This window comes from Brevibacterium sp. LAARM2_SD2 (assembly GCF_057364785.1).
The window spans coordinates 112,785-131,317 of record NZ_JBNFOM010000009.1 but is presented as its reverse complement, the minus strand read 5'-3'; the positions used below and the strand labels follow the sequence as shown (position 1 = coordinate 131,317).

The 18,533-nt window shown below is 67.5% G+C and carries 16 protein-coding genes and 2 pseudogenes; 11 read left to right on the top strand and 7 right to left on the bottom strand.

Annotated elements, in window-relative coordinates; genetic code table 11:
• Window positions 1-277, bottom strand: a pseudogene (locus AC2W7K_RS07985) (TetR/AcrR family transcriptional regulator); the annotation flags it as partial.
• Window positions 278-539: 262 nt separating this feature from the next.
• On the opposite strand from AC2W7K_RS07985, the gene AC2W7K_RS07980 reads away from it, so the two are divergent.
• Window positions 540-746 (top strand): hypothetical protein, encoded by a 207-nt coding sequence (locus AC2W7K_RS07980; RefSeq protein ID WP_486005970.1) that lies wholly within the window; start codon window positions 540-542, stop codon window positions 744-746.
• Between the two features lie 44 nt (window positions 747-790).
• Entirely contained in the window at window positions 791-2,002 is a 1,212-nt protein-coding gene (locus tag AC2W7K_RS07975; RefSeq protein WP_486005969.1) for a P-loop ATPase, Sll1717 family, read from the top strand.
• Window positions 2,003-2,191: 189 nt separating this feature from the next.
• On the opposite strand, the gene AC2W7K_RS07970 is transcribed toward AC2W7K_RS07975, so the two are convergent.
• Window positions 2,192-2,797, bottom strand: coding sequence for a TetR/AcrR family transcriptional regulator (locus AC2W7K_RS07970; RefSeq protein WP_486005968.1), 606 nt, complete (start codon window positions 2,795-2,797; stop codon window positions 2,192-2,194).
• 103 nt (window positions 2,798-2,900) lie between these two features.
• Between AC2W7K_RS07970 and AC2W7K_RS07965 the strand changes: the two genes are divergently transcribed.
• From AC2W7K_RS07965 to cls, 4 genes are all read left to right on the top strand, one after another.
• Window positions 2,901-4,514 (top strand): carboxyl transferase domain-containing protein, encoded by a 1,614-nt coding sequence (locus AC2W7K_RS07965; protein WP_198500693.1) that lies wholly within the window; start codon window positions 2,901-2,903, stop codon window positions 4,512-4,514.
• 8 nt (window positions 4,515-4,522) lie between these two features.
• Window positions 4,523-6,580 (top strand): acetyl-CoA carboxylase biotin carboxylase subunit, encoded by a 2,058-nt coding sequence (locus AC2W7K_RS07960; protein ID WP_198500694.1) that lies wholly within the window; start codon window positions 4,523-4,525, stop codon window positions 6,578-6,580.
• 59 nt (window positions 6,581-6,639) lie between these two features.
• Entirely contained in the window at window positions 6,640-7,812 is a 1,173-nt protein-coding gene (locus AC2W7K_RS07955; RefSeq protein WP_198500695.1) for an acyl-CoA dehydrogenase family protein, read from the top strand.
• Window positions 7,813-8,091: 279 nt separating this feature from the next.
• Window positions 8,092-9,540, top strand: coding sequence for a cardiolipin synthase (gene cls, locus AC2W7K_RS07950; RefSeq protein WP_486005967.1), 1,449 nt, complete (start codon window positions 8,092-8,094; stop codon window positions 9,538-9,540).
• Window positions 9,541-9,648: 108 nt separating this feature from the next.
• Here the strand turns inward: cls and AC2W7K_RS07945 are convergent, their stop codons facing one another.
• The 5 genes and pseudogenes from AC2W7K_RS07945 to AC2W7K_RS07925 all read right to left on the bottom strand — a co-directional run bounded on the left by AC2W7K_RS07945 (window position 9,649) and on the right by AC2W7K_RS07925 (window position 13,643).
• Window positions 9,649-10,446: a DUF2254 family protein gene (locus AC2W7K_RS07945; protein ID WP_486005966.1), complete on the bottom strand. Its 798-nt coding sequence runs from the start codon at window positions 10,444-10,446 to the stop codon at window positions 9,649-9,651.
• A gap of 1 nt (window position 10,447) precedes the next feature.
• Window positions 10,448-10,894: pseudogene (locus tag AC2W7K_RS07940) on the bottom strand (DUF2254 family protein); the annotation flags it as partial.
• A gap of 180 nt (window positions 10,895-11,074) precedes the next feature.
• On the bottom strand, window positions 11,075-11,848 hold the full coding sequence (locus AC2W7K_RS07935) for a DUF899 domain-containing protein (protein WP_198500698.1): 774 nt from the start codon (window positions 11,846-11,848) through the stop codon (window positions 11,075-11,077).
• 160 nt (window positions 11,849-12,008) lie between these two features.
• On the bottom strand, window positions 12,009-12,830 hold the full coding sequence (locus tag AC2W7K_RS07930) for an HAD-IIA family hydrolase (RefSeq protein ID WP_198500699.1): 822 nt from the start codon (window positions 12,828-12,830) through the stop codon (window positions 12,009-12,011).
• A gap of 204 nt (window positions 12,831-13,034) precedes the next feature.
• Window positions 13,035-13,643, bottom strand: coding sequence for a TetR/AcrR family transcriptional regulator (locus AC2W7K_RS07925; RefSeq protein WP_198500700.1), 609 nt, complete (start codon window positions 13,641-13,643; stop codon window positions 13,035-13,037).
• A gap of 186 nt (window positions 13,644-13,829) precedes the next feature.
• On the opposite strand from AC2W7K_RS07925, the gene AC2W7K_RS07920 reads away from it, so the two are divergent.
• The 5 genes from AC2W7K_RS07920 to AC2W7K_RS07900 all read left to right on the top strand — a co-directional run bounded on the left by AC2W7K_RS07920 (window position 13,830) and on the right by AC2W7K_RS07900 (window position 18,449).
• Window positions 13,830-15,026 (top strand): MFS transporter, encoded by a 1,197-nt coding sequence (locus AC2W7K_RS07920; RefSeq protein ID WP_198500701.1) that lies wholly within the window; start codon window positions 13,830-13,832, stop codon window positions 15,024-15,026.
• 87 nt (window positions 15,027-15,113) lie between these two features.
• Window positions 15,114-15,701 carry a MaoC family dehydratase gene (locus AC2W7K_RS07915; protein WP_198500702.1) on the top strand — a complete coding sequence of 196 codons (588 nt, stop codon included), beginning with the start codon at window positions 15,114-15,116 and terminating at the stop codon, window positions 15,699-15,701.
• 11 nt (window positions 15,702-15,712) lie between these two features.
• Window positions 15,713-16,516 carry an HpcH/HpaI aldolase/citrate lyase family protein gene (locus AC2W7K_RS07910; protein WP_198500703.1) on the top strand — a complete coding sequence of 268 codons (804 nt, stop codon included), beginning with the start codon at window positions 15,713-15,715 and terminating at the stop codon, window positions 16,514-16,516.
• A gap of 23 nt (window positions 16,517-16,539) precedes the next feature.
• Window positions 16,540-17,205: a peptide deformylase gene (locus AC2W7K_RS07905; protein WP_198500704.1), complete on the top strand. Its 666-nt coding sequence runs from the start codon at window positions 16,540-16,542 to the stop codon at window positions 17,203-17,205.
• Between the two features lie 80 nt (window positions 17,206-17,285).
• Entirely contained in the window at window positions 17,286-18,449 is a 1,164-nt protein-coding gene (locus AC2W7K_RS07900) for a hypothetical protein (RefSeq protein WP_198500705.1), read from the top strand.
• Window positions 18,450-18,533 lie beyond the last annotated feature (84 nt).

Sequence of the window (18,533 nt, the reverse complement as noted above, 5' to 3'; positions counted from 1 at the left end):
ATAGCCCCAGCGCCGCGGTCGCTGCCGCCCGCAGCTCGCGGCGGACCACCTCGGCGCTGGAGCTGCGGGCGAGGTACGGCGTCGAATTCATCATCCCGAACGCCGCGTGGACGCGCACGGTTGCGGCCTCGAGCGACCAGTCCGGGTGGGCCTGCGCCGCGACGGCCGCCCATTCGCTCACGTACTGCCGCTGCAGACGCCGCACCGTGCGCCGCGACCCGTCGGGCAGGGCGGCGAAATCGCGGTCCTGGATGCGGATGAGATCGGGCTCGGACATCGCGAAGCCGAAAAATGTACGTACGCCTCATGGCGCGCCTCGCAGGGCTCCCTAACCAAGTCACCGTAGCTTCGGCATAGGCAATACTGGAGATACCGATACGCTTGTAGACATTGGCCGCGCTCGTGCCTGGAGAGCCAGCTTCTCAAACGGCAGAGGAGTTTGAACTGCTGTCGGCCGAAATTTTCGCCATCAGTAGTCGCCTAGAACTTGACTCAGACTTTCGTTCACGCCCTGGCGCGCGACGGTCTAGACTAACGAAATGGCGAAGAAGACATCCCCGCGCGAACTCTCCCCGAAGTTCAGTGATCTCAACTTCGGAGACATAGATGCTACTCAAGAAGCAATCGACGAGCCCGAACTACTGTTAAACGGTTACTTCGATTATCGTGAAGCGGCATACGGCATCGAAACTCGCAATCTTTGGTTATTGCTTGGCCCGAAGGGATCAGGAAAACGGCAGTTCTAGAGCATATTAGGCTCAAATGGCAAGGCGACCCGAACCGGTTCTTTATGCTCTGGGATCTCGCCGGCTTCCCGGTTAACGATGTCACAGGCTTCGGAAGCGGACAATCGCTGGGCGCTTCGAGGACTCAATCTGGATGGGAATTTTTGCTTTTGTTGAGGCTGTTGTCCTCGCTATCGAATGATGTAGGTGCGACTTCCGCCCATCGGCAACTTGAGCAACTAATTTCTGGACTGCGTAAGCAAGGATACATTACAAATGATTGGATCGGGGCGGTAACAAAGTGGAAAATGGGTCCGATCAAGATGGATCTCAAATTTCTTAGCAGTGAATTTGGCAGGTCCGAAAAAAACAACGAATTTACATCTCAGGGCCCATTGGAGGCCTCGGCGTTCATTAAGGAAACCTTGATCGAGAATCCAAGTGAAAGTCGGCATTTGATTGCACTGGATGGATTGGATTCGTTCTTCTTTGAAGATCATGACGAGTGGAATTCTCTTACCGGTTTGATCCAGGCGATCAATTCTCTGAACAAGTGGTCGAAAGCTAGTCGGCTGCCGTATTTGTTTGTTACCGCAGTTCGCTCAGATATTTTTGATGTGCTTTCGGGGCCCGATCTGAACAAGATGAAGCAAAAAGCGGTCCACCTAGACTGGAATGCTGGCGGCATTGGGCCTCAGAATGATCTTTGGAACTTGGTTCAAGGAAAAACATCCGTGCGCCATCCTCAGATTAATCTGGTAAAACAGTACTTTGCCAATCACAGGGCGTGGATATATCCCGACATTCCAACCGCGATCCTGGATCATACCCGTCTATTGCCGCGTGACATTATCGCGGCATTGAATTACATGAAACTTGAATACGGTGGACGTTCGGCAATCCCGCAGGCGATTGCTGAGAGTGCGTTAAAACGCTACTGCATTGAGTATTTCGTGGGTGAAATATTCGACAACCTTGCGGGAGTTTTGCCGCCGAATAAGACGCCTCGCCTAAGAAGTTTTGAGGATGTGTTGCGAACAAGCCCTAGGCGCATGTTTTCTTTCGAGTACCTCCAGCGAGAGCTAGAAGGTGAAATTGAAACACATGAAATCCGTCAACTGCTGAAACAGCTGTTCGATGTTGGGGGAATAGGTATGCGCAATGGAAAGTATACTGACTTTGCTTATCGCAATGTCAGCGGTGCCGGGTTTAGCCGTCATCATCAATATATGCTTCATGATGCATTGACACGAGCCTGGAATCGACCGTGGACCTGAACGTGCTGGTATCTCTGTGATTGAGGTTGGGTGGCGAAATGTGGGCTCGTTTAGAGAGAACTCAGTTCAAGCAACGGATGCTTCTGACGTGAATCTTTCTTGCAGTTTCCGTGCACGTACATTTGACCTCGTCCTGGTTTTGTTGCCTATAGGGCACCGTGGCGTCCGACGAGAACTCGATAGATACTCTTACTTTGATAGCCCCAGCGCCGCGGTCGCTGCCGCCCGCAGCTCGCGGCGGACCACCTCGGCGCTGGAGCTGCGGGCGAGGTACGGCGTCGAATTCATCATCCCGAACGCCGCGTGGACGCGCACGGTCGCGGCCTCGAGCGACCAGTCCGGGTGGGCCTGCGCCGCGACGGCCGCCCATTCGCTCACGTACTGCCGCTGCAGGCGCCGCACCGTGCGCCGCGACCCGTCGGGCAGGGCGGCGAAATCGCGGTCCTGGATGCGGATGAGATCGGGCTCGGACATCGCGAAGTCGATGTGGAAGTCGACGAGCGCCCGCAGCGTCGGCACCGCCTCGGCGTTCCGGGAGGCGATCGCATCCCCGCCGGTCTGCAGGTACTGGGAGATCCCGACGAGGAGCTCCTCGAGGACGGCCTCCTTCGACTCGAAGTGCCGGTAGACCGCGGGTGCGGAGATGCCCACGCCCTTGGCCAGGTCCTCGAGGCGGACCCCGTGGAAGCCGTGCCGGGCGAAGAGCGTCTTCGCCACCGCGAGCAGCTGCTCGCGCCTGGCCGCCTTCGCCGCCGCGCGCGCGACGTCGCTTCCGTCTGCTTCATTCCCACTCACATTCGTGCTCGGTGGTCGTGCGCGTTGTCACACTCGACCGTGAGCAGTATCATAGCAGTCAGTTAATCACCATTAACTGAAACTGCAGTGAGGGGACCAGGGAATGAGAGCAGTGGGAACTGCGGCCAACCCGGCGGCCGGGCAGGCCAACGCCGACGCGCACGCCGCGCTCATCGCCGAACTCCGGGACCGCATCAGCGCCACCGCGCTCGGCGGACCCGAGAAGTCCAGGCAGAGGCACATCGACCGCGGCAAGCTCCTGCCCCGCGATCGCGTCGAGGCCCTCCTCGACCCCGGCACCCCCTTCCTCGAACTCTCCCCGCTCGCGGCGAACGGGATGTACGACGACGCGAGCCCGGGCGCCGGGATCATCACCGGCATCGGCCGGGTCGCCGGGCGCGAATGCGTCATCGTCGCCAACGACGCCACCGTCAAGGGCGGGACCTACTACCCGGTGACGGTGAAGAAGCACCTGCGGGCCCAGGAGATCGCGAAGGACAACCGGCTGCCCTGCATCTACCTCGTCGACTCCGGCGGTGCGAACCTGCCCAACCAGGACGACGTCTTCCCCGACCGCGAGCACTTCGGTCGGATCTTCTACAACCAGGCGACCCTGTCCGCCGCGGGCATCCCGCAGCTCGCCGCCGTCCTCGGCTCCTCGACCGCCGGCGGCGCCTACGTCCCGGCGATGGCCGACGAATCGATCATCGTCTCCGAACAGGGCACGATCTTCCTCGGCGGCCCGCCGCTGGTCAAAGCCGCGACCGGCGAAGAGGTCAGCGCCGAGGACCTCGGCGGCGGTGCCCTGCACTCCCGGGTCTCCGGCGTCACCGACCACCTCGCGGCCAACGACGCGCACGCACTCGAGATCATGCGCGACATCGTCTCCACCCTCGGACCGAAGCCGGCGCCGAACTGGGACGTCATCGAACCGCAGGAACCGCTCCACTCACCGGAGGAGCTCACCTCGATCGTCCCCGTCGACTCGAAGGTCCCCTATGACGTCCACGAGGTCATCGCCCGCCTCGTTGACGGCTCGCAGTTCCACGAGTTCAAGGCCGAGTACGGCACGAGCCTCGTCACCGGCTTCGCCCACATCGACGGCCACCCCGTCGGCATCATCGCCAACAACGGCATCCTCTTCGGCGAATCCGCCCAGAAGGGCGCCCACTTCATCGAACTCTGCGACCAGCGGACGATCCCGCTCGTCTTCCTCCAGAACATCTCCGGCTTCATGGTCGGCCGCGACTACGAGGCCGGCGGCATCGCCAAGCACGGGGCGAAGATGGTCAACGCCGTCGCCACCGCCCGCGTCCCGAAATTCACCGTCGTCATCGGCGGATCCTTCGGCGCCGGCAACTACTCGATGTGCGGGCGCGCCTACTCCCCGCGCTTCCTGTGGATGTGGCCCAACGCCCGCATCTCCGTGATGGGCGGCGAACAGGCCGCCAGTGTCCTCTCCACCGTCAAACGCGACCAGATCGAGTCCCGCGGCGAGACGTGGTCGGCCGAGGCCGAAGACGAGTTCAAGCAGCCCATCCGCGACCAGTACGAAGCCCAGGGCAACCCGTACTACTCGACGGCCAGGCTGTGGGACGACGGCATCATCGAACCTCAGGACACCCGCGAGATCCTCGCGCTCGCCCTCGACCTCGCCCGCTTCTCGCCCCTGAGCCGACCGCTCGACGCCGCCGGCTACGGCGTCTTCAGAATGTGAGCTGACCAATGTTCGACACCATCCTCATCGCCAACCGCGGCGAGATCGCCCTGCGCGTCATCCGCACCGCGAAGCGCCTCGGCATCCGGACCGTCGCCGTCTACTCCGACGCCGACGCGCACGCCGCCCACGTCAGGGCCGCCGACACCGCCGTGCGGCTCGGTCCCGCCGCCGCCTCGGAGTCCTACCTCGACATCGACAAGGTCATCGCGGCCGCCCAGGCGACCGGGGCCCAGGCCATCCATCCCGGCTACGGCTTCCTCTCCGAGAACGCCGACTTCTCTGCCGCGTGTGAGGCCGCCGGCATCGTCTTCCTCGGTCCCGGACCCGAGGCGATCCGGACGATGGGCGACAAGATCACCGCGAAGCAGGCCGTCTCCGCCCGCGGCGTGCCGCTCGTGCCCGGCACGAAGGACGCCGGGCTGAGCAATGAGGCGCTCATCGCCGCCGCCGAGGACATCGGCTACCCCGTCCTCATCAAGCCCTCGGCCGGTGGCGGCGGCAAGGGCATGCACGCGGTCTTCGAGCCCGCAGCTCTGCCCGCCGCTCTCGAGACCGCACGTCGCGAGGCCGCGAACTCCTTCGGCGACGACACCCTCTTCCTCGAACGCCTCGTCGCCACCCCGCGCCACATCGAGGTCCAGGTCATGGCCGATGCGCACGGGAACGTCATCCACCTGGGCGAACGCGAATGCTCCCTGCAGCGCCGCCACCAGAAGGTCATCGAGGAAGCTCCCTCGGCCCTCCTCGACGCGGCGACCCGGGAGCGGATCGGCCAGGCGGCGATCGAGACGGCACGGTCCGTGGGCTACCGCGGCGCCGGCACCGTCGAATTCATCGTCGGCGCCGACCGGCCCGACGAGTTCTTCTTCATGGAGATGAACACCCGCCTCCAGGTCGAGCACCCCGTCACCGAGGAGGTCACCGGGGTCGACCTCGTCGAACTCCAGCTGCGCGTCGGCGCGGGGGAGGAGCTGCCGCTGAGCCAGGACGACATCACCCTGACCGGGCACGCGATCGAGGCCCGCATCTACGCCGAGGATCCCGCCCGCGGATTCCTCCCCACCGGCGGCCGCGCGCTCGACGTCGTCTTCCCCGCCGGGGAGGGCATCCGCGTCGACTCCGGACTCGACGCCGGTCAGCGGGTCGCCTCCGACTACGATCCGATGATCGCCAAGCTCATCGTCTCGGGCCCTGACCGAGCCACCGCCCTCGCCCGCCTCGACGCCGCGCTCGCGGCCTCGGCGGTGCCGGGTATCGTGACGAACATCGACTTCCTCCGCACCCTGGCCACCCTCCCCGAGGTCGTCGCCGGTGACCTCGACACCTCGCTCATCGACCGCCTCGGCGAGGATCAGCTCGCCCACACAGCCGGGGAGATCGACCGGCAGATCGCGACCGCCGCCGTCCTCCGCACGCAGGGCCGGGCCGGCACCGAGGTGACCGGGGAGCTCACCGCGGACGCGCTGGGTCGGGGGACCGCCTCGGCGTGGGCGCGGGCGCTGCCCTTCCGCACTTCGCGTCCGGACTTCCGCCCCACGGTCGCCCTCACCGTCGACGGGGAGACGGTCGACGTCACGAGCGCCGTCGACGACGTCAGCGTCGGCGACGACGGCACCTGGCACGTCCTCATCGACGGCACCCAGCACACCGGCCGGGTCTTCTCCGACGCCGCTGACCGGTCGATCTGGGTGACCGGCGACCGCGGCATCCACGTCTTCACCCGCCCGCAGGCCGACACCTCGCTCACACCCGGGGCCGGCGGGGCAGAGGTGCTCGCCCCGATGCCCGGCTCGGTCGTCGACGTCAAGGTCGAATCCGGCGCCCATGTCGAGGCGGGCGACGCGATCGTCGTCGTCGAGGCGATGAAGATGGAGCACGTGCTCACCGCCCCGGCCACCGGCACCGTCACCGTCACCGCGGTGCCCGGCGCCCAGGTGGCCCTCGACGAGGTGCTCGCCACCGTCGTCGACGACAGCGCCGCCGACCTCGACACGGCCGCCGCGGATTCCGCGACTGAGACGGAGACGGCGGTCGCGGTCGTCGGGAAGGGCGGCGCCGCATGACCACCGCACCACAGACCGCACACACCAGCGAAACCACGCCCACCGGCGGAGAGGACACGATGAGCACTTTCGTCCCGGGCATGCTGCCCGAAGAATACGAGGATCTGCGTCAAGGCGTTGCGAAGTTCGCCGACGAGGAGGTCGCCCCCGTCAGCGCCGAACTCGACGCGAAGCACGAGTTCCCCTACGACCTCGTGGCGAAGATGGGGCAGATGGGCCTCTTCGGCCTGCCCTTCGACGAGGAGTACGGCGGCATGGGCGGAGACTACTTCGCGCTGTGCCTGGCGATCGAGGAGATCGCCCGCGTCAACCAGTCCCTGGCCATCACCCTCGAGGCCGGGGTGTCGCTCGGCGCGATGCCGATCTACCGGTTCGGCACCGAGGAGCAGAAGCGGGAATGGCTGCCGAAGCTCACCGACGCCTCCGGGCTCGCCGCCTTCGGACTCACCGAACCCGAAGCCGGTTCCGACGCCGGGGGCACCCGGACGAAGGCGACGCTCGAGAACGGCACGTGGACGATCAACGGGTCGAAGTCCTTCATCACGAACTCCGGCACCGACATCACCCGTCTCGTCACCGCCACGGCTGTGACCGGGACGAAGACCTCGAAGTCGGGCCGTGAGGTGCCGGAGATCTCGACGATCATCATCCCCGCAGGCACCCCCGGCTTCACCGCCGAACCCCCGTACGACAAGGTCGGCTGGAACTCCTCGGACACGCACCCGCTGACGTTCGACAACGTCGAGGTCCCCGAGGAGAACCTGCTCGGCGAACGCGGCCGCGGCTACGCGAACTTCCTCCGCATCCTCGACGAGGGCCGCATCGCCGTCGGCGCGCTCTCCGTCGGCGCCGCCCAGGGCTGCGTCGACGAGTCCGTCAAGTACGCGAAGGAGCGTCAGGCGTTCGGCCACCCGATCGCCGACTTCCAGGGCATCCAGTTCAAGATCGCCCGCATGGAGGCCCGCGTCGTCGCCGCCCGCGCCGCGTACTACCTCGCCGCCTCCCGCATGCTCGCGGGTCTGCCGTTCAAGAAGGAAGCGGCGATCGCGAAGATGATCGCCGGTGACGCGGCCATGGACAACGCCCGCGACGCCACGCAGATCCACGGCGGCTACGGCTTCATGAACGAATACCTCGTCGCCCGCCACTACCGCGACTCGAAGATCCTCGAGGTCGGCGAGGGCACGACGGAAGTCCAGCTCATGCTCATCGCCCGCGAACTCGGGCTCTGACCTCGTCGGGCGCAGGTTCTGCGGCGCCGCCGGTGCCGATGTCGCGGTGCTGGGATTGAGGTGCCGCCGGGGGACGCTGATTCCGTGACCCGGTGGTGACGTCGGCCCGGGCACGCCGCTCAACATCGCCCCGCCGAGGCGGTTCCCACCGCTGCCCCGTGCGATCCTGTGCGGGCGTGCGGGCTCCGGGGGCCGCCTCGGCGGTTAGGGTTGACCTCAACCCCACGAACGGAGGCTGCGGGTGAACACCATCGATTGGGCGACCATCAATTGGGCGACGTGGCGTCGGTGACGTGGATCGTCATCGAGTACATCGTGAAGATCATCGCGATCGGCGTCGTGCCGGAGAACCGGCGGCCGTCATCGTCCTCGGCGTGGCTGCTGCTCATCCTCTTCCTGCCCATCGTCGGCATCCCGCTCTTCCTCCTCATCGGCAGCCCCTACATCAACCGGCGGCGCGCCCGGATCCAGGCGATGGCGAACGAGCTCATGCACAAGGGCGCCGACGACCTGCCCGATGTGCCGCCGTCGCTGAAGGCCCCGCGCGACTTCGACCTCATCGCCGAACTCGGTCGCAACCTCACCGCGCTGCCGATGGTCACCGGCACCAACCACGGCATCACGATGGACTACGATTCGACGATCGAGCGGATGGCCGAGCTCGTCGACGGGGCGCAGAAGTACGTTCATGTGCAGATCTACATCATGGCGTGGGACCAGACGACCGACGTGTTCTTCGAAGCCCTCAAGCGTGCAGCGGCCCGCGGCGTCCACGTCCGGGTCCTCTACGATCACATCGGGTCGCGGAAGTACCCGGGATTCCATTCGCTCGGCAAGCGGCTGACCGCGGCCGGGATCGAATGGCACCTCATGCTCCCGTTCATCCCGTGGCGGGGCAAGCTGCGGCGGATCGATCTGCGCAATCACCGCAAACTCCTCGTCGTCGACGGGAAGCGGGCGATGATGGGCTCGCAGAACATGATCGACTCGACCTACGACATGAAGGCCAACATCAAGGTCGGGCGGCATTGGCACGACATCATGGTCGAGGTCAGCGGCGAGATCGTCGCCTCGATCGAAGCGGTCTTCGCCACCGACTGGTACTCCGAATGCGGTGAGGAGCTGGGCATCCGCGACTACGAGGGCACTGCGCCGGAGCCGGACGTCGGGGGAGACGTCTGCGGAATGCAGCTCATCCCATCGGGGCCCGGGTTCACGACGGAGCCGAACCTCAAGGTCTTCAACTCGCTCTTCTACCTCGCTCAGAAGAAGCTCTCGATCGTCAGCCCCTACTTCATCCCCGACGAATCCCTGCTCGCCGCGATCAACACCGCGTCCTACCGCGGCGTCGACGTCGAGCTCTACGTCAGCGAGGAAGCCGACCAGTACGTCGTCGGCCGCGCCCAGGCCTCGTACTACCAGGCCCTCCTCGAGGCGGGGGTGCGCATCTACCTCTACCCGAAGCCCGCGGTCCTCCACACGAAGTGCTTCGTCGTCGACGGCGAGTACGGGGTCATGGGGTCCTCGAACATGGACATGCGCTCCTTCGGACTCAACTACGAGATCAGCCTGCTCACGACCGGCGGCAACCTCGTGCCCGACATCTCCGCAGTCATCGACGACTACCGGGAGAAGAGCCACGAGCTCACCCTCGACGAATGGATGAAGCGACCGTGGACGCGCCGGTACATGGAGTCGGCGATGCGGCTGATGTCGGCGCTCGCGTAAGGACTCGGCACTGCGTGGCGGCTTCGGCGTGCCAGGCTCGCTGTGCTGGGCTCGACGTACGGGCTCGACGTACGGGCTCGGCGTGCGGGGCTCGGCGTGCGGGCCGATTCAGTCGTGTTCGGCTCCGCCGATGCCCTCGGGATCCCTGACCGTGGCGAGCCTGCGGTCGAGCGGGTCGTGCCACCAGCGGTCCGTGCCGCGGTCGAGCACAGCCACGCGGGCCTCGAGCGGAGGCCGCTGGGATTCCGGGACGACGGAGGACAGGGTGGCGAAGAGCGCCCGCAGACGCCGCTGGATCTGGATCGACGACGTCCCGAACTGGCGGATCTCGTCGGTCGCCGCTTCGATGTACTCGGTCCAGCTGCGGGTCCAATCCCGCAGCACCGAGGCGTCTGGGCTGGCCGCGAGCGTGCGCTCCTGCTGTGCGACCAGGGGTGAGAGGCCGATGAGGATGGCCTCGATCTGGTCGAGGGCCTGCACCGCCCGGGACGGGTCGTTGACCGCCGGTGACAGCGCTTTGAGTGCGATGTCGACGATGGTGCGGATCGCTCCGAACGGTCCGTTCGCGGCGGATTCGATGTCGCCGAATGCGACGGCCTTCTCCAGCTCGGCGGCCTGCTTGCTGCTCAGTTCGACGCTCGTGCGGAAGAGGAGGGTGCGCACCGGCACGGGGGAGCCGACGGTGGGGACGAGTTCGATCGTGCAGTGCCACGCGTCTTCGAAGTCGAGCAGGCGCGGGGTGTTGACCGCCAGCAGCGCATCGCCGCCCCGGCCGGGCGCTGCCGGTGCACCGGATGACGTCGGGCACGGAGCGCTGGGACACCGCAGCCGCCTCGGCGGGGAATTTCTTCGGCAGATAGCGGGTGGCTCTCCAGCCGTCCCGGGCGAGTTTGCGCAGCAGGGCACCGGAGGTGAGGAGCTGGCAGACGCGGACGACGAAGGCGAGGAACATCACCGCGCACGCGAGGGTGGCGGTCACGGCACTGATCGTGCCCGCCCATGGCTTGTAGCTGTCCTCGCCGAGCGCGATGCTCAGGGCGATGAGCAGCGCATAGACGAAAGTCGCGATGAACGAGCCGAGCGCCCACTGGACGACGCGATCGGCTTGGAGCAGGGGAGCCAGGCGCACGGACATCGCCGTGATGCCGAGGCTCATCGCCGTTGTCAGGGCGGCGAAGGCGAGGCCGGCGAGGGTGACCATGGCGCCTGAGATGATGCCGAGCAGGGAGCCGACGCTGCCCGAGTCGAGGTCCGGATAGGAGTTGAAGACGGTCGCGAGCTGACGGTCGACGAGCGGGGTGAGCACGCCGAGGACCGCGGCGGCGATGAGGAGCCTGAGCGGGACGCCCCACATCGTCGCCGGCCGCAGGTGCCGACGGATCCTGCGCCATTCCCGCCGGTCGGAGGCGGTCTCCCGGATCTCGGTGTGCTGCCGCGGCATCGGGCCTCCTTGCGTCTCCGTCGTCGGCCGCTGGGCCGGGTGGTGGAGAGTCTATCCCGGCCGCGGGCCGGCGGGGAGGTCCGCGGGTGCCGCTCACTGAGCGACGGTCTCCGGACTGAGCACTCCGGCATCGTGGCGGAAGAGGACGGGTGCGCGTCCGGCAGGCTCCTCCCAGCTCTCCTGCCGGCCGAGGGCGGTGAGATCGAGCATGCCGTAGGCCGGCATCATCACCTCGAGCCCGCGGGCGTAGACCGAATAGGTGTGGAAGATGTCGTCGCCGTCTCGGAGGAAGACGCTGATCCCCGGCTGCTCGCCCCGATAGGTCGTCAGCCATTCCTGACCGGCCGCGATGAGCTCGTCGGCGGAGCGGAAGTTGTAGTTCGGCGGTGCCGCCTCGGGGTTGAGGGTGACGTGGAAGTCGAGGTTGAAGTCGCTGTCCGCCGAGGAGAACCACGGGAACGACCAGCCCCGCGCCGTCCGGTAGGCTTCGATCTTCTCCAGCGGTGCGCGGGAGACCGCGGCGAAGGCAGTGCCCCGTTTGGCCAGTTGGTCGAGGACGGCGGGGTGGGCGGAGCTGTCGGCCATCGCCGTGCAGCTCGTACAGCCCTGGTCCCAGCTGGGATCGAACATGAAGTGCTGGACGATGAGCTGCGGCGAATCGCCGAACAGCGCGCGGAGCGTGACCTCCCCGTCGGGGCCGGTGAGACGGTAGTCCTTCTCGACTTTCACCATCGGCAAGCGGCGGCGCGCGGCATTGACGGCGTCGATCCGCTTCGTCAGGTCCTTCTCCTCGTCGAGCAGGCGCCGGCGTGCGGTGACCCAGGTGTCCTCGTCGACGATCTCGGGATAGCGCATGGTGACCTCCATCACATAACTTTTATGATGAAAGTGAGTCTAGGGCTGCTTGGGCCGGTCGCGCCGAGTGATGCCGGCCCCCGAGGTGGATCGAGCTCGAATCTGCGTCGAGAATCGGGCGCGATCCACCTCGGCGAGGCTCTGACCCGTGATGCGGGTGCCGGGCGTCAGCTCACGCGGAGCCGGTGACGTCGGCGCCGAGGTCGGTCTGCTGATCGAGCGGGACGTCGAGGAGGTCGTAGACGCCGTCGAGGATCTCGTCGGGGCGGAACGGATAGCGGCGGACATCCTCGGCGGTAGAAATCCCTGAGAGGACGAGGACGGTGTGCATGCCCGCCTCCATGCCGGCGATGATGTCGGTGTCCATGCGGTCGCCGATCATCGCGGTGGACTTCGAGTGCGCGCCGATCTTGTTGAGGGCCGACCGGAACATCATCGGGTTGGGTTTGCCGACGACGTAGGGTTCGCGGTTCGTCGCCTTCGTGATGAGCGCGGCGATCGCACCGGTGGCCGGCAGGACCCCCTCGGGGCTCGGTCCGGTCGCATCGGGGTTGGTGACGATGAAGCGCGAGCCGGAGTCGATGAGCCGGATCGCCTTCGTGATCGCCTCGAACGAGTAGTTGTGGGTCTCGCCGACGACGACGAAGTCGGGGTCGTTCTCCGTCATGATGAACCCGGCTTCGTGGATCGCGGTGGTCAGACCCGCCTCACCGACGACATAGGCCGAGCCGTGGTCGACCTGGTGGGAGAGGAAGTCCGCGGTCGCCATCGCCGAGGTCCAGATGTTGTCCTCGGGAACCTCGAGACCGTTCGAGCGCAGCCTCGCGGAGAGGTCACGGGCGGTGTAGATCGAGTTGTTCGTCAGGACGAGGAACGGGATGTCCTTGCGCCGCCACTGCGCGAGCAGCTCCGAGGCACCGGGCAGGGCGTTGTTCTCCCTGACCAGGACGCCGTCCATGTCGGTCAGCCAGCAGTCGATCGAATCGCGGTCCATCGCTCTCCTCGGTCTCGGGTGCGGTTGCCACTCGGTGGGCCCGTTGCCTTCAGCCTAGTCGGATTCCGCGGGGAAAGGGCGGGCTGGCCCGGGTGGACTTCGCCTCATTCGCCGAGGTGGTCGACCGCGGCGAGGGACTGCAGCGTGCGATTGCGGAAGGTGTCATCCTCCCGCAGCTCAGGGGCAGGCGGGAGGCCTGGTGATTCAGGCGAGGAGATCGCCGATGAGGGCCCGGGCGCTCTGCAGGCGGTGGTCGTCGCCGTCGAGGCCGCGGTGGACGATCGCGCCTTCGAGGATGAGGAACACATGCTCGGCGAGGGCTTCGGGTGCGGGGTGTCCGCCGGTGTCGAGGATACCGGCGAGGAGATCGACGACGCGCGCCTTGTGCGCCCGGATGACAGCGCGGCCGGGATGGTCGGCGGGCAGTTCGGCCGCGGCGTTGACGAACGCGCACCCGCGTTCGGCCGTCGTATCGGCGTCGAGTGAGTAGGAGTCGACGACGGCGAGCACGCGGTCGCGGGCTGCCGACCTCTCGTCGATGTCGTCGACGTCGAGCGCTGCGAGCCGCTGCTCCAGGCGCGACCACCAGGTGTGGTGCCTGACCTGCAGGTACGTGACGACGAGGGCGTCCTTCGAGCCGAATCGGTCATAGAGCGTCCGCTTCGTCCTCCCCGACTCGTGAGCGATCGTGTCGACGCCGACGGCATGGAGGCCGCGGGAGTAGAAGAGACCCGCAGCTGTCTCGAGGATGCGCTGCGCCCCGGCGGTGAGCTGCGGGGGAGTGAGGGGGTCTTCTGCCGTCGTGGTCGTCATCAGTGTCCTCCTGTCGCGGGGGAGTCGTGCGGGATTCCGTCCGGCGCGGCCGGGCGTTGCGCCGTGCGACTGCGCTCCCACTTTACAGATCAGTGTACTTGTGATCACACTAGTTCACAGACCTGTGAAGTTGCCTGGCGGCACTGTTCGCCGGCGACTCGACGACGAGCCCCGGAGATCTCCGCAATGACCTCGACCGACACCGGCGCAGCACTCCTCGGCCGCCGCGGCACTCTGGCCCTCGCGGCGGCCGGACTCAGCCTCATCGCCGCCTGCTACGGCCTCGCGCGCTTCGCCTTCGGACTGTTCCTCCCGGCATTCCGCGCGGACTTCGGACTCGACGCACAGACGGCCGGGGCAATCGCCTCGGGGTCGTACATCGCCTACTGCCTGGCGATCGTCGCCGCGACGATCCTCACCCCGCGCTGCGGTGCCCGTCCCATCGCCGCCTGCGCCGGGATCATCGCGACGATTGGCACCGCGCTCATCGCCGCAGCCCCCACCACGACGATGCTCGCGATCGGTGTCCTCATCGCCGGATCGAGCACCGGTGTCGCCTCACCGCCGCTCGCCCAAGCCGTCGCGCAGTCCGTGCGCTCGTCCGTCCGCGGTCGGACCCAGACGGTCATCAACGCCGGCACAGGACTCGGCGTCGCCGTCGCCGGACCGATCGCCCTGCTCACCCTCGGCCAGTGGCGCTGGGCATGGATCGCCTTCGCCGTCCTCTCCGCCCTTGTCACCCTCTGGATCCTGCGCGCCGTCCCCTCACCCGGCGGTGCCAGGGCCGCGACACCCTCACCGCGCCGGCCCGGGATCGCCGAGCCCGCTTTCCTGCCCCGCCCGCTCCTCCCGCGCGGAAGCACGCCGCTGATGACCGCCTCGGCGCTCATGGGATTTGCGAGCGCCGCCGTGTGGACGTTCGGCCGCGACCTCCTCGTCGGCGTCGGCGGCATGGGGGAGACCGCCTCGGCGATCGCCTGGATCCTCCTCGGCACCTTCGGCATGCTCGGTGCCGTCTCCGGGGACCTCGCCGCGACGGTGGGACTGCGCCGCGGCTGGCTCGTCGCGATGCTCATCCTCGCCGCATCGACCCTGCTCTTCGCCGCCGTGCCCGGCAGCATCGCCGGTGCCTGGGCGGCCGCCGCGGTCTTCGGGGCCGTCTACATCGCCCTGACCGGGCTCCTCCTCGTCTGGGGCACCGAGGTCTACGACCGGGCGCCCGCGGCCGGCGTCGGACTCGCCTTCCTCCTCATCGCCGTCGGCCAGGCCCTCGGCGCACCGCTCCTCGGGGCCCTCATCACCGGGCTCGGCGCCGGTCCCGCGTTCGCGGTCGCCGCCGGCACCGCCGTGGTCGGAGCGTTCCTCGGACCGCTTCGGCGGTGATCGTGCGGGCCCCGGGGCAACCGCACCTGCCGCAGACTGTGACCCAGCTGACGGGTAAGCTCGAAACATCACGACGAAGGAGCGAGAATGAGCGAGAGCAAGGTCATCGAACAGCGCGGACTGTGGCTCGACGAGATGGAAGTCGGCACCGTCTACAAGCACGCGCCGGGCCGGACGATCACCGAGGCCGACAACACGTGGTTCACCGCGGTGACGATGAACACGCAGGCCCTCCACCTCGATGCCGCCTTCGCCGAGACCGAGCCCTTCGGGCAGCGCCTCGTCAACTCGATGTTCACCCTCGCCACGCTCATCGGCCTGTCCGTCTCCCAGCTCACCCAGGGCACGATCGTCGGCAACCTCGGCTTCTCCGAGGTCAGCTTCCCCGCCCCGCTCTTCCACGGCGACACCCTCTACGCGGAGACGACGATCCTCGACAAGCGCGCCTCGAAGTCCCGCCCCGGACAGGGCATCGTCACCCTCGAACACCGCGGCTACAACCAGAACGGCCAGCTCGTCGCGAAGGCCGTGCGCCAGACGATGATGTTCGACTCGTCCCATGCCAAGCCCGCCGAGGCGACCGCGGGGTCCGCGACGACACCGCAGACCGCGGCCCCCTCCGAATCCCCGCAGACCGAATCCCCGCAGGCCGCGGCCCCGCAGACGGAGAAGTGAGGAGACCGACCATGGCACTCGAATTCGCCCCCGCCTGGCTCTTCGTCCCCGGCGACCGGCCCGACCGGTTCCAGAAGGCCGCCGAACGCTCCGACATCGTCATCCTCGACCTCGAGGACGCCGTCAACGACGCCGACAAGGACGCGGCGCGCGAAGCGATCATCGACTACCCGCTCGATCCCGCCCGCACCGTCGTGCGCGTGAACGCCCGCGACTCCGCGCACCTCGCCGACGACCTGCGGATGCTCGCGCAGACCGACTACACGGCCGTCATGCTGCCGAAGACGGAGTCGGCCGACGATCTGACGATCCTCGCCGGGTTCGAGGTCATCGCCCTCATCGAAACCGCGCTCGGCGCCCTGCACGTCGCCGAGATCGCCGCCGCCGACAACACCTACGGCCTGATGTGGGGCTCCGAGGACCTCATCGCCGACCTCGGCGGGGGCTCCTCCCGCCGGGCAGACGGGACGTGGCGTGACGTCGTCGCCCACGTGCGCAGCTCGACCCTGCTCGCCGCCCGCGCCCACGGGAAGTACGCGCTCGATTCGATCTGGGCCGACATCCCCGACCACGACGGTCTCGCCGCCGAAGCCGACGACGCCGTCGAATCCGGATTCAGCGGCAAGGTCTCCATCCACCCCAACCACGTGCCCGTCGTCCGCGAGGCCTTCCGCCCCAGCGACGACCAGCTCACCTGGGCCAACGCCGTCCTCGAGCGTGCGAAGACGGAGAAGGGCGCGTTCGCCTACGAGGGCAAGATGATCGACGCCCCGCTGCTCAAGCACGCCGAGCTCATCGTCGCCCGCGCCCGCTGACCCCACGCATTCAGGAGAACCCAGTGCAGCTCACCGACCGTCTCGTCGCCGACCAGATCCATGCCGTCCTCGCGGCCGCCGAGGCGGGCGGCGGCATCGCCCCCATCGTCGATGCCGGCGACCCGATCCTGCGGACCCCGGTGCTGCCGTTTACCGGACAGGTCGACGATGCGACGCTGGCCCGCCTCGCCGAGGTGATGCGAGCGACCATGCGCGCCGCCCCGGGCGTCGGACTCGCCGGCCCCCAGGTCGGTGTCGGGCTGTCCCTCTTCGTCGCCGAGGACCCCGCCGCCATCAGCCCCGAAGCCGCTGCGGTGCGCGAGCGGGAGCCGCTTCCGTTCCGCACCATTGTCAACGCCTCCTACGAGCCGTCTACGTCAGAGCGGGTCGCCTTCTACGAAGGCTGCCTGTCGATCCCCGGCTACCAGGCCGTCGTCGCCCGCCCGCGGACGATCGCCCTGCGCGGTGAAGAGCTCGACGGCACCCCCTTCGCCGAGGAGGTCACCGGCTGGTCAGCGCGCATCGTCGCCCACGAGACCGACCACCTCGGCGGGATCCTCTTCCTCGACAAGGCCGAGATGCGGTCGCTGGCGACGAACGAGGCGGTCGCGCGGCTGTGGAACCAGCCCTCGACGCAGACGGCCGCCGCGGAACTCGGATTCACCCTGCCGAGCTCGCTCGTGCTCTGAGCCTTCGCCGTCCGGCGAGCGTCGCCGTCCGGCCAGCGAGTTCACACCCGCGCTTCAGGTGCGCGTGATTCGATGTGGACATGCGCCTCCCCGATATCCCCCAACGCCATCGCCTCCTCGTCCGCGCCGTCTCCACGCTCGGCTCCGGAGCGCAGAGCATCGTCCGCCGCCGTGACTTCACCGCCGGTCAGGAACCCGTGGTCCGCGCCGCCTACGCAGTGGCCACGGCCGCCCTGACCTGGCTCGGAGGCACGAAGGCATTCGCCGACCAGGACTCCGCGTTCGCCGATGACGACACGGCATTCGGGCAGCTCGATGTCGACGGTGAGGATTCCGAGGCGTGGACGGTCGAGGCCGATACATGGAAGTCGCAGGCCGTGCTCAACGTTGCCGCCGCGGTCGCCGCCGGAGTCGCGAGCTGGGCCCTGTGGACGCCGATCCAGGACATCAAGGACCGCTGGGATGCGAAGCTGCCGACCGGCGTCGGCCGGGGGCTCAACGCCGCGGTGAACTCGACGGTCATGGCCGTCACCGCGTTCGCCCTCGACAAGGCCGAGGAGTTCGTCGCGGCCGAGGCGATCGACGGACACACCGCCTTCGCCCCCGTCGAGATCGAACTGCCCCCTCACATCCGGGCCTCCGTCGAGGCGATCCTCGACCAGCCGCACCCGCAGTCCCAGGACGTCGCCGAGGTGGTCCGGGCCCAACTCGAGCACGCCCGGTTCTTCGTGTGGGTGCCGTACTCGACGAAGCAGTTCCCCGGCAGCGATCCGATCGAGCTCAGTGACGAGGATCTGGCGGCACTGCTCGCCGAGGAGGACATCACGAGCATCGACGTCTACCTCGACTCGGACGCGCCCGCTGCGGTGCCCGCCACCCAGACCTACCCCGTCGTCGGCGTCGTCGAGGCCGGGGAGGCGCTGACCGGTGCGACCGGCGACGACGAACCCACGGGGCTCGAACTCAGCCTCGAGATCTCCGAGGGACTGCTCGCGCGCATCGAGCTCCTCGCCGCCGAGGACGGCGAGGACCTCGTCCTGGCTGCGGAGACCGCCGAGCGCCTCGACGCCTCAGCACCGGGGACCCTCCACCCCGACGGCGTGGAAGGCTACCCGGACACCTTCGATGACGAGGACCTCGACGGCGTTGCGGTGGTCGTCGACGACGCCCCGGAACCACCGCCGCTCACGCTCGCCGACTGGCCGCGACCGGCTGACCTGACGTTCCGCACCGACCGCAGCTGAGCGATCAGCACCGAGCCGTCGAGCACCGAGTCGTCGGGTCCCACGCCGTCGGACTCCACGTTCTCGAACCGCGGGCCGTCGAGC

What these genes read in the sequence shown, in the direction of transcription:
- AC2W7K_RS07925 (WP_198500700.1), bottom strand. Translation starts at nt 13,643, where the DNA reads ATGACGACCACGACGGCAGAAGACCCCCTCACTCCCCCGCAGCTCACC.
- AC2W7K_RS07960 (WP_198500694.1), top strand. Translation starts at nt 4,523, where the DNA reads ATGTTCGACACCATCCTCATCGCCAACCGCGGCGAGATCGCCCTGCGC.
- AC2W7K_RS07955 (WP_198500695.1), top strand. Translation starts at nt 6,640, where the DNA reads ATGAGCACTTTCGTCCCGGGCATGCTGCCCGAAGAATACGAGGATCTG.
- AC2W7K_RS07930 (WP_198500699.1), bottom strand. Translation starts at nt 12,830, where the DNA reads ATGGACCGCGATTCGATCGACTGCTGGCTGACCGACATGGACGGCGTC.
- AC2W7K_RS07910 (WP_198500703.1), top strand. Translation starts at nt 15,713, where the DNA reads ATGGCACTCGAATTCGCCCCCGCCTGGCTCTTCGTCCCCGGCGACCGG.
- AC2W7K_RS07900 (WP_198500705.1), top strand. Translation starts at nt 17,286, where the DNA reads ATGCGCCTCCCCGATATCCCCCAACGCCATCGCCTCCTCGTCCGCGCC.
- AC2W7K_RS07935 (WP_198500698.1), bottom strand. Translation starts at nt 11,848, where the DNA reads ATGGAGGTCACCATGCGCTATCCCGAGATCGTCGACGAGGACACCTGG.
- AC2W7K_RS07920 (WP_198500701.1), top strand. Translation starts at nt 13,830, where the DNA reads ATGACCTCGACCGACACCGGCGCAGCACTCCTCGGCCGCCGCGGCACT.
- AC2W7K_RS07915 (WP_198500702.1), top strand. Translation starts at nt 15,114, where the DNA reads ATGAGCGAGAGCAAGGTCATCGAACAGCGCGGACTGTGGCTCGACGAG.
- AC2W7K_RS07965 (WP_198500693.1), top strand. Translation starts at nt 2,901, where the DNA reads ATGAGAGCAGTGGGAACTGCGGCCAACCCGGCGGCCGGGCAGGCCAAC.
- AC2W7K_RS07975 (WP_486005969.1), top strand. Translation starts at nt 791, where the DNA reads ATGCTCTGGGATCTCGCCGGCTTCCCGGTTAACGATGTCACAGGCTTC.
- AC2W7K_RS07980 (WP_486005970.1), top strand. Translation starts at nt 540, where the DNA reads ATGGCGAAGAAGACATCCCCGCGCGAACTCTCCCCGAAGTTCAGTGAT.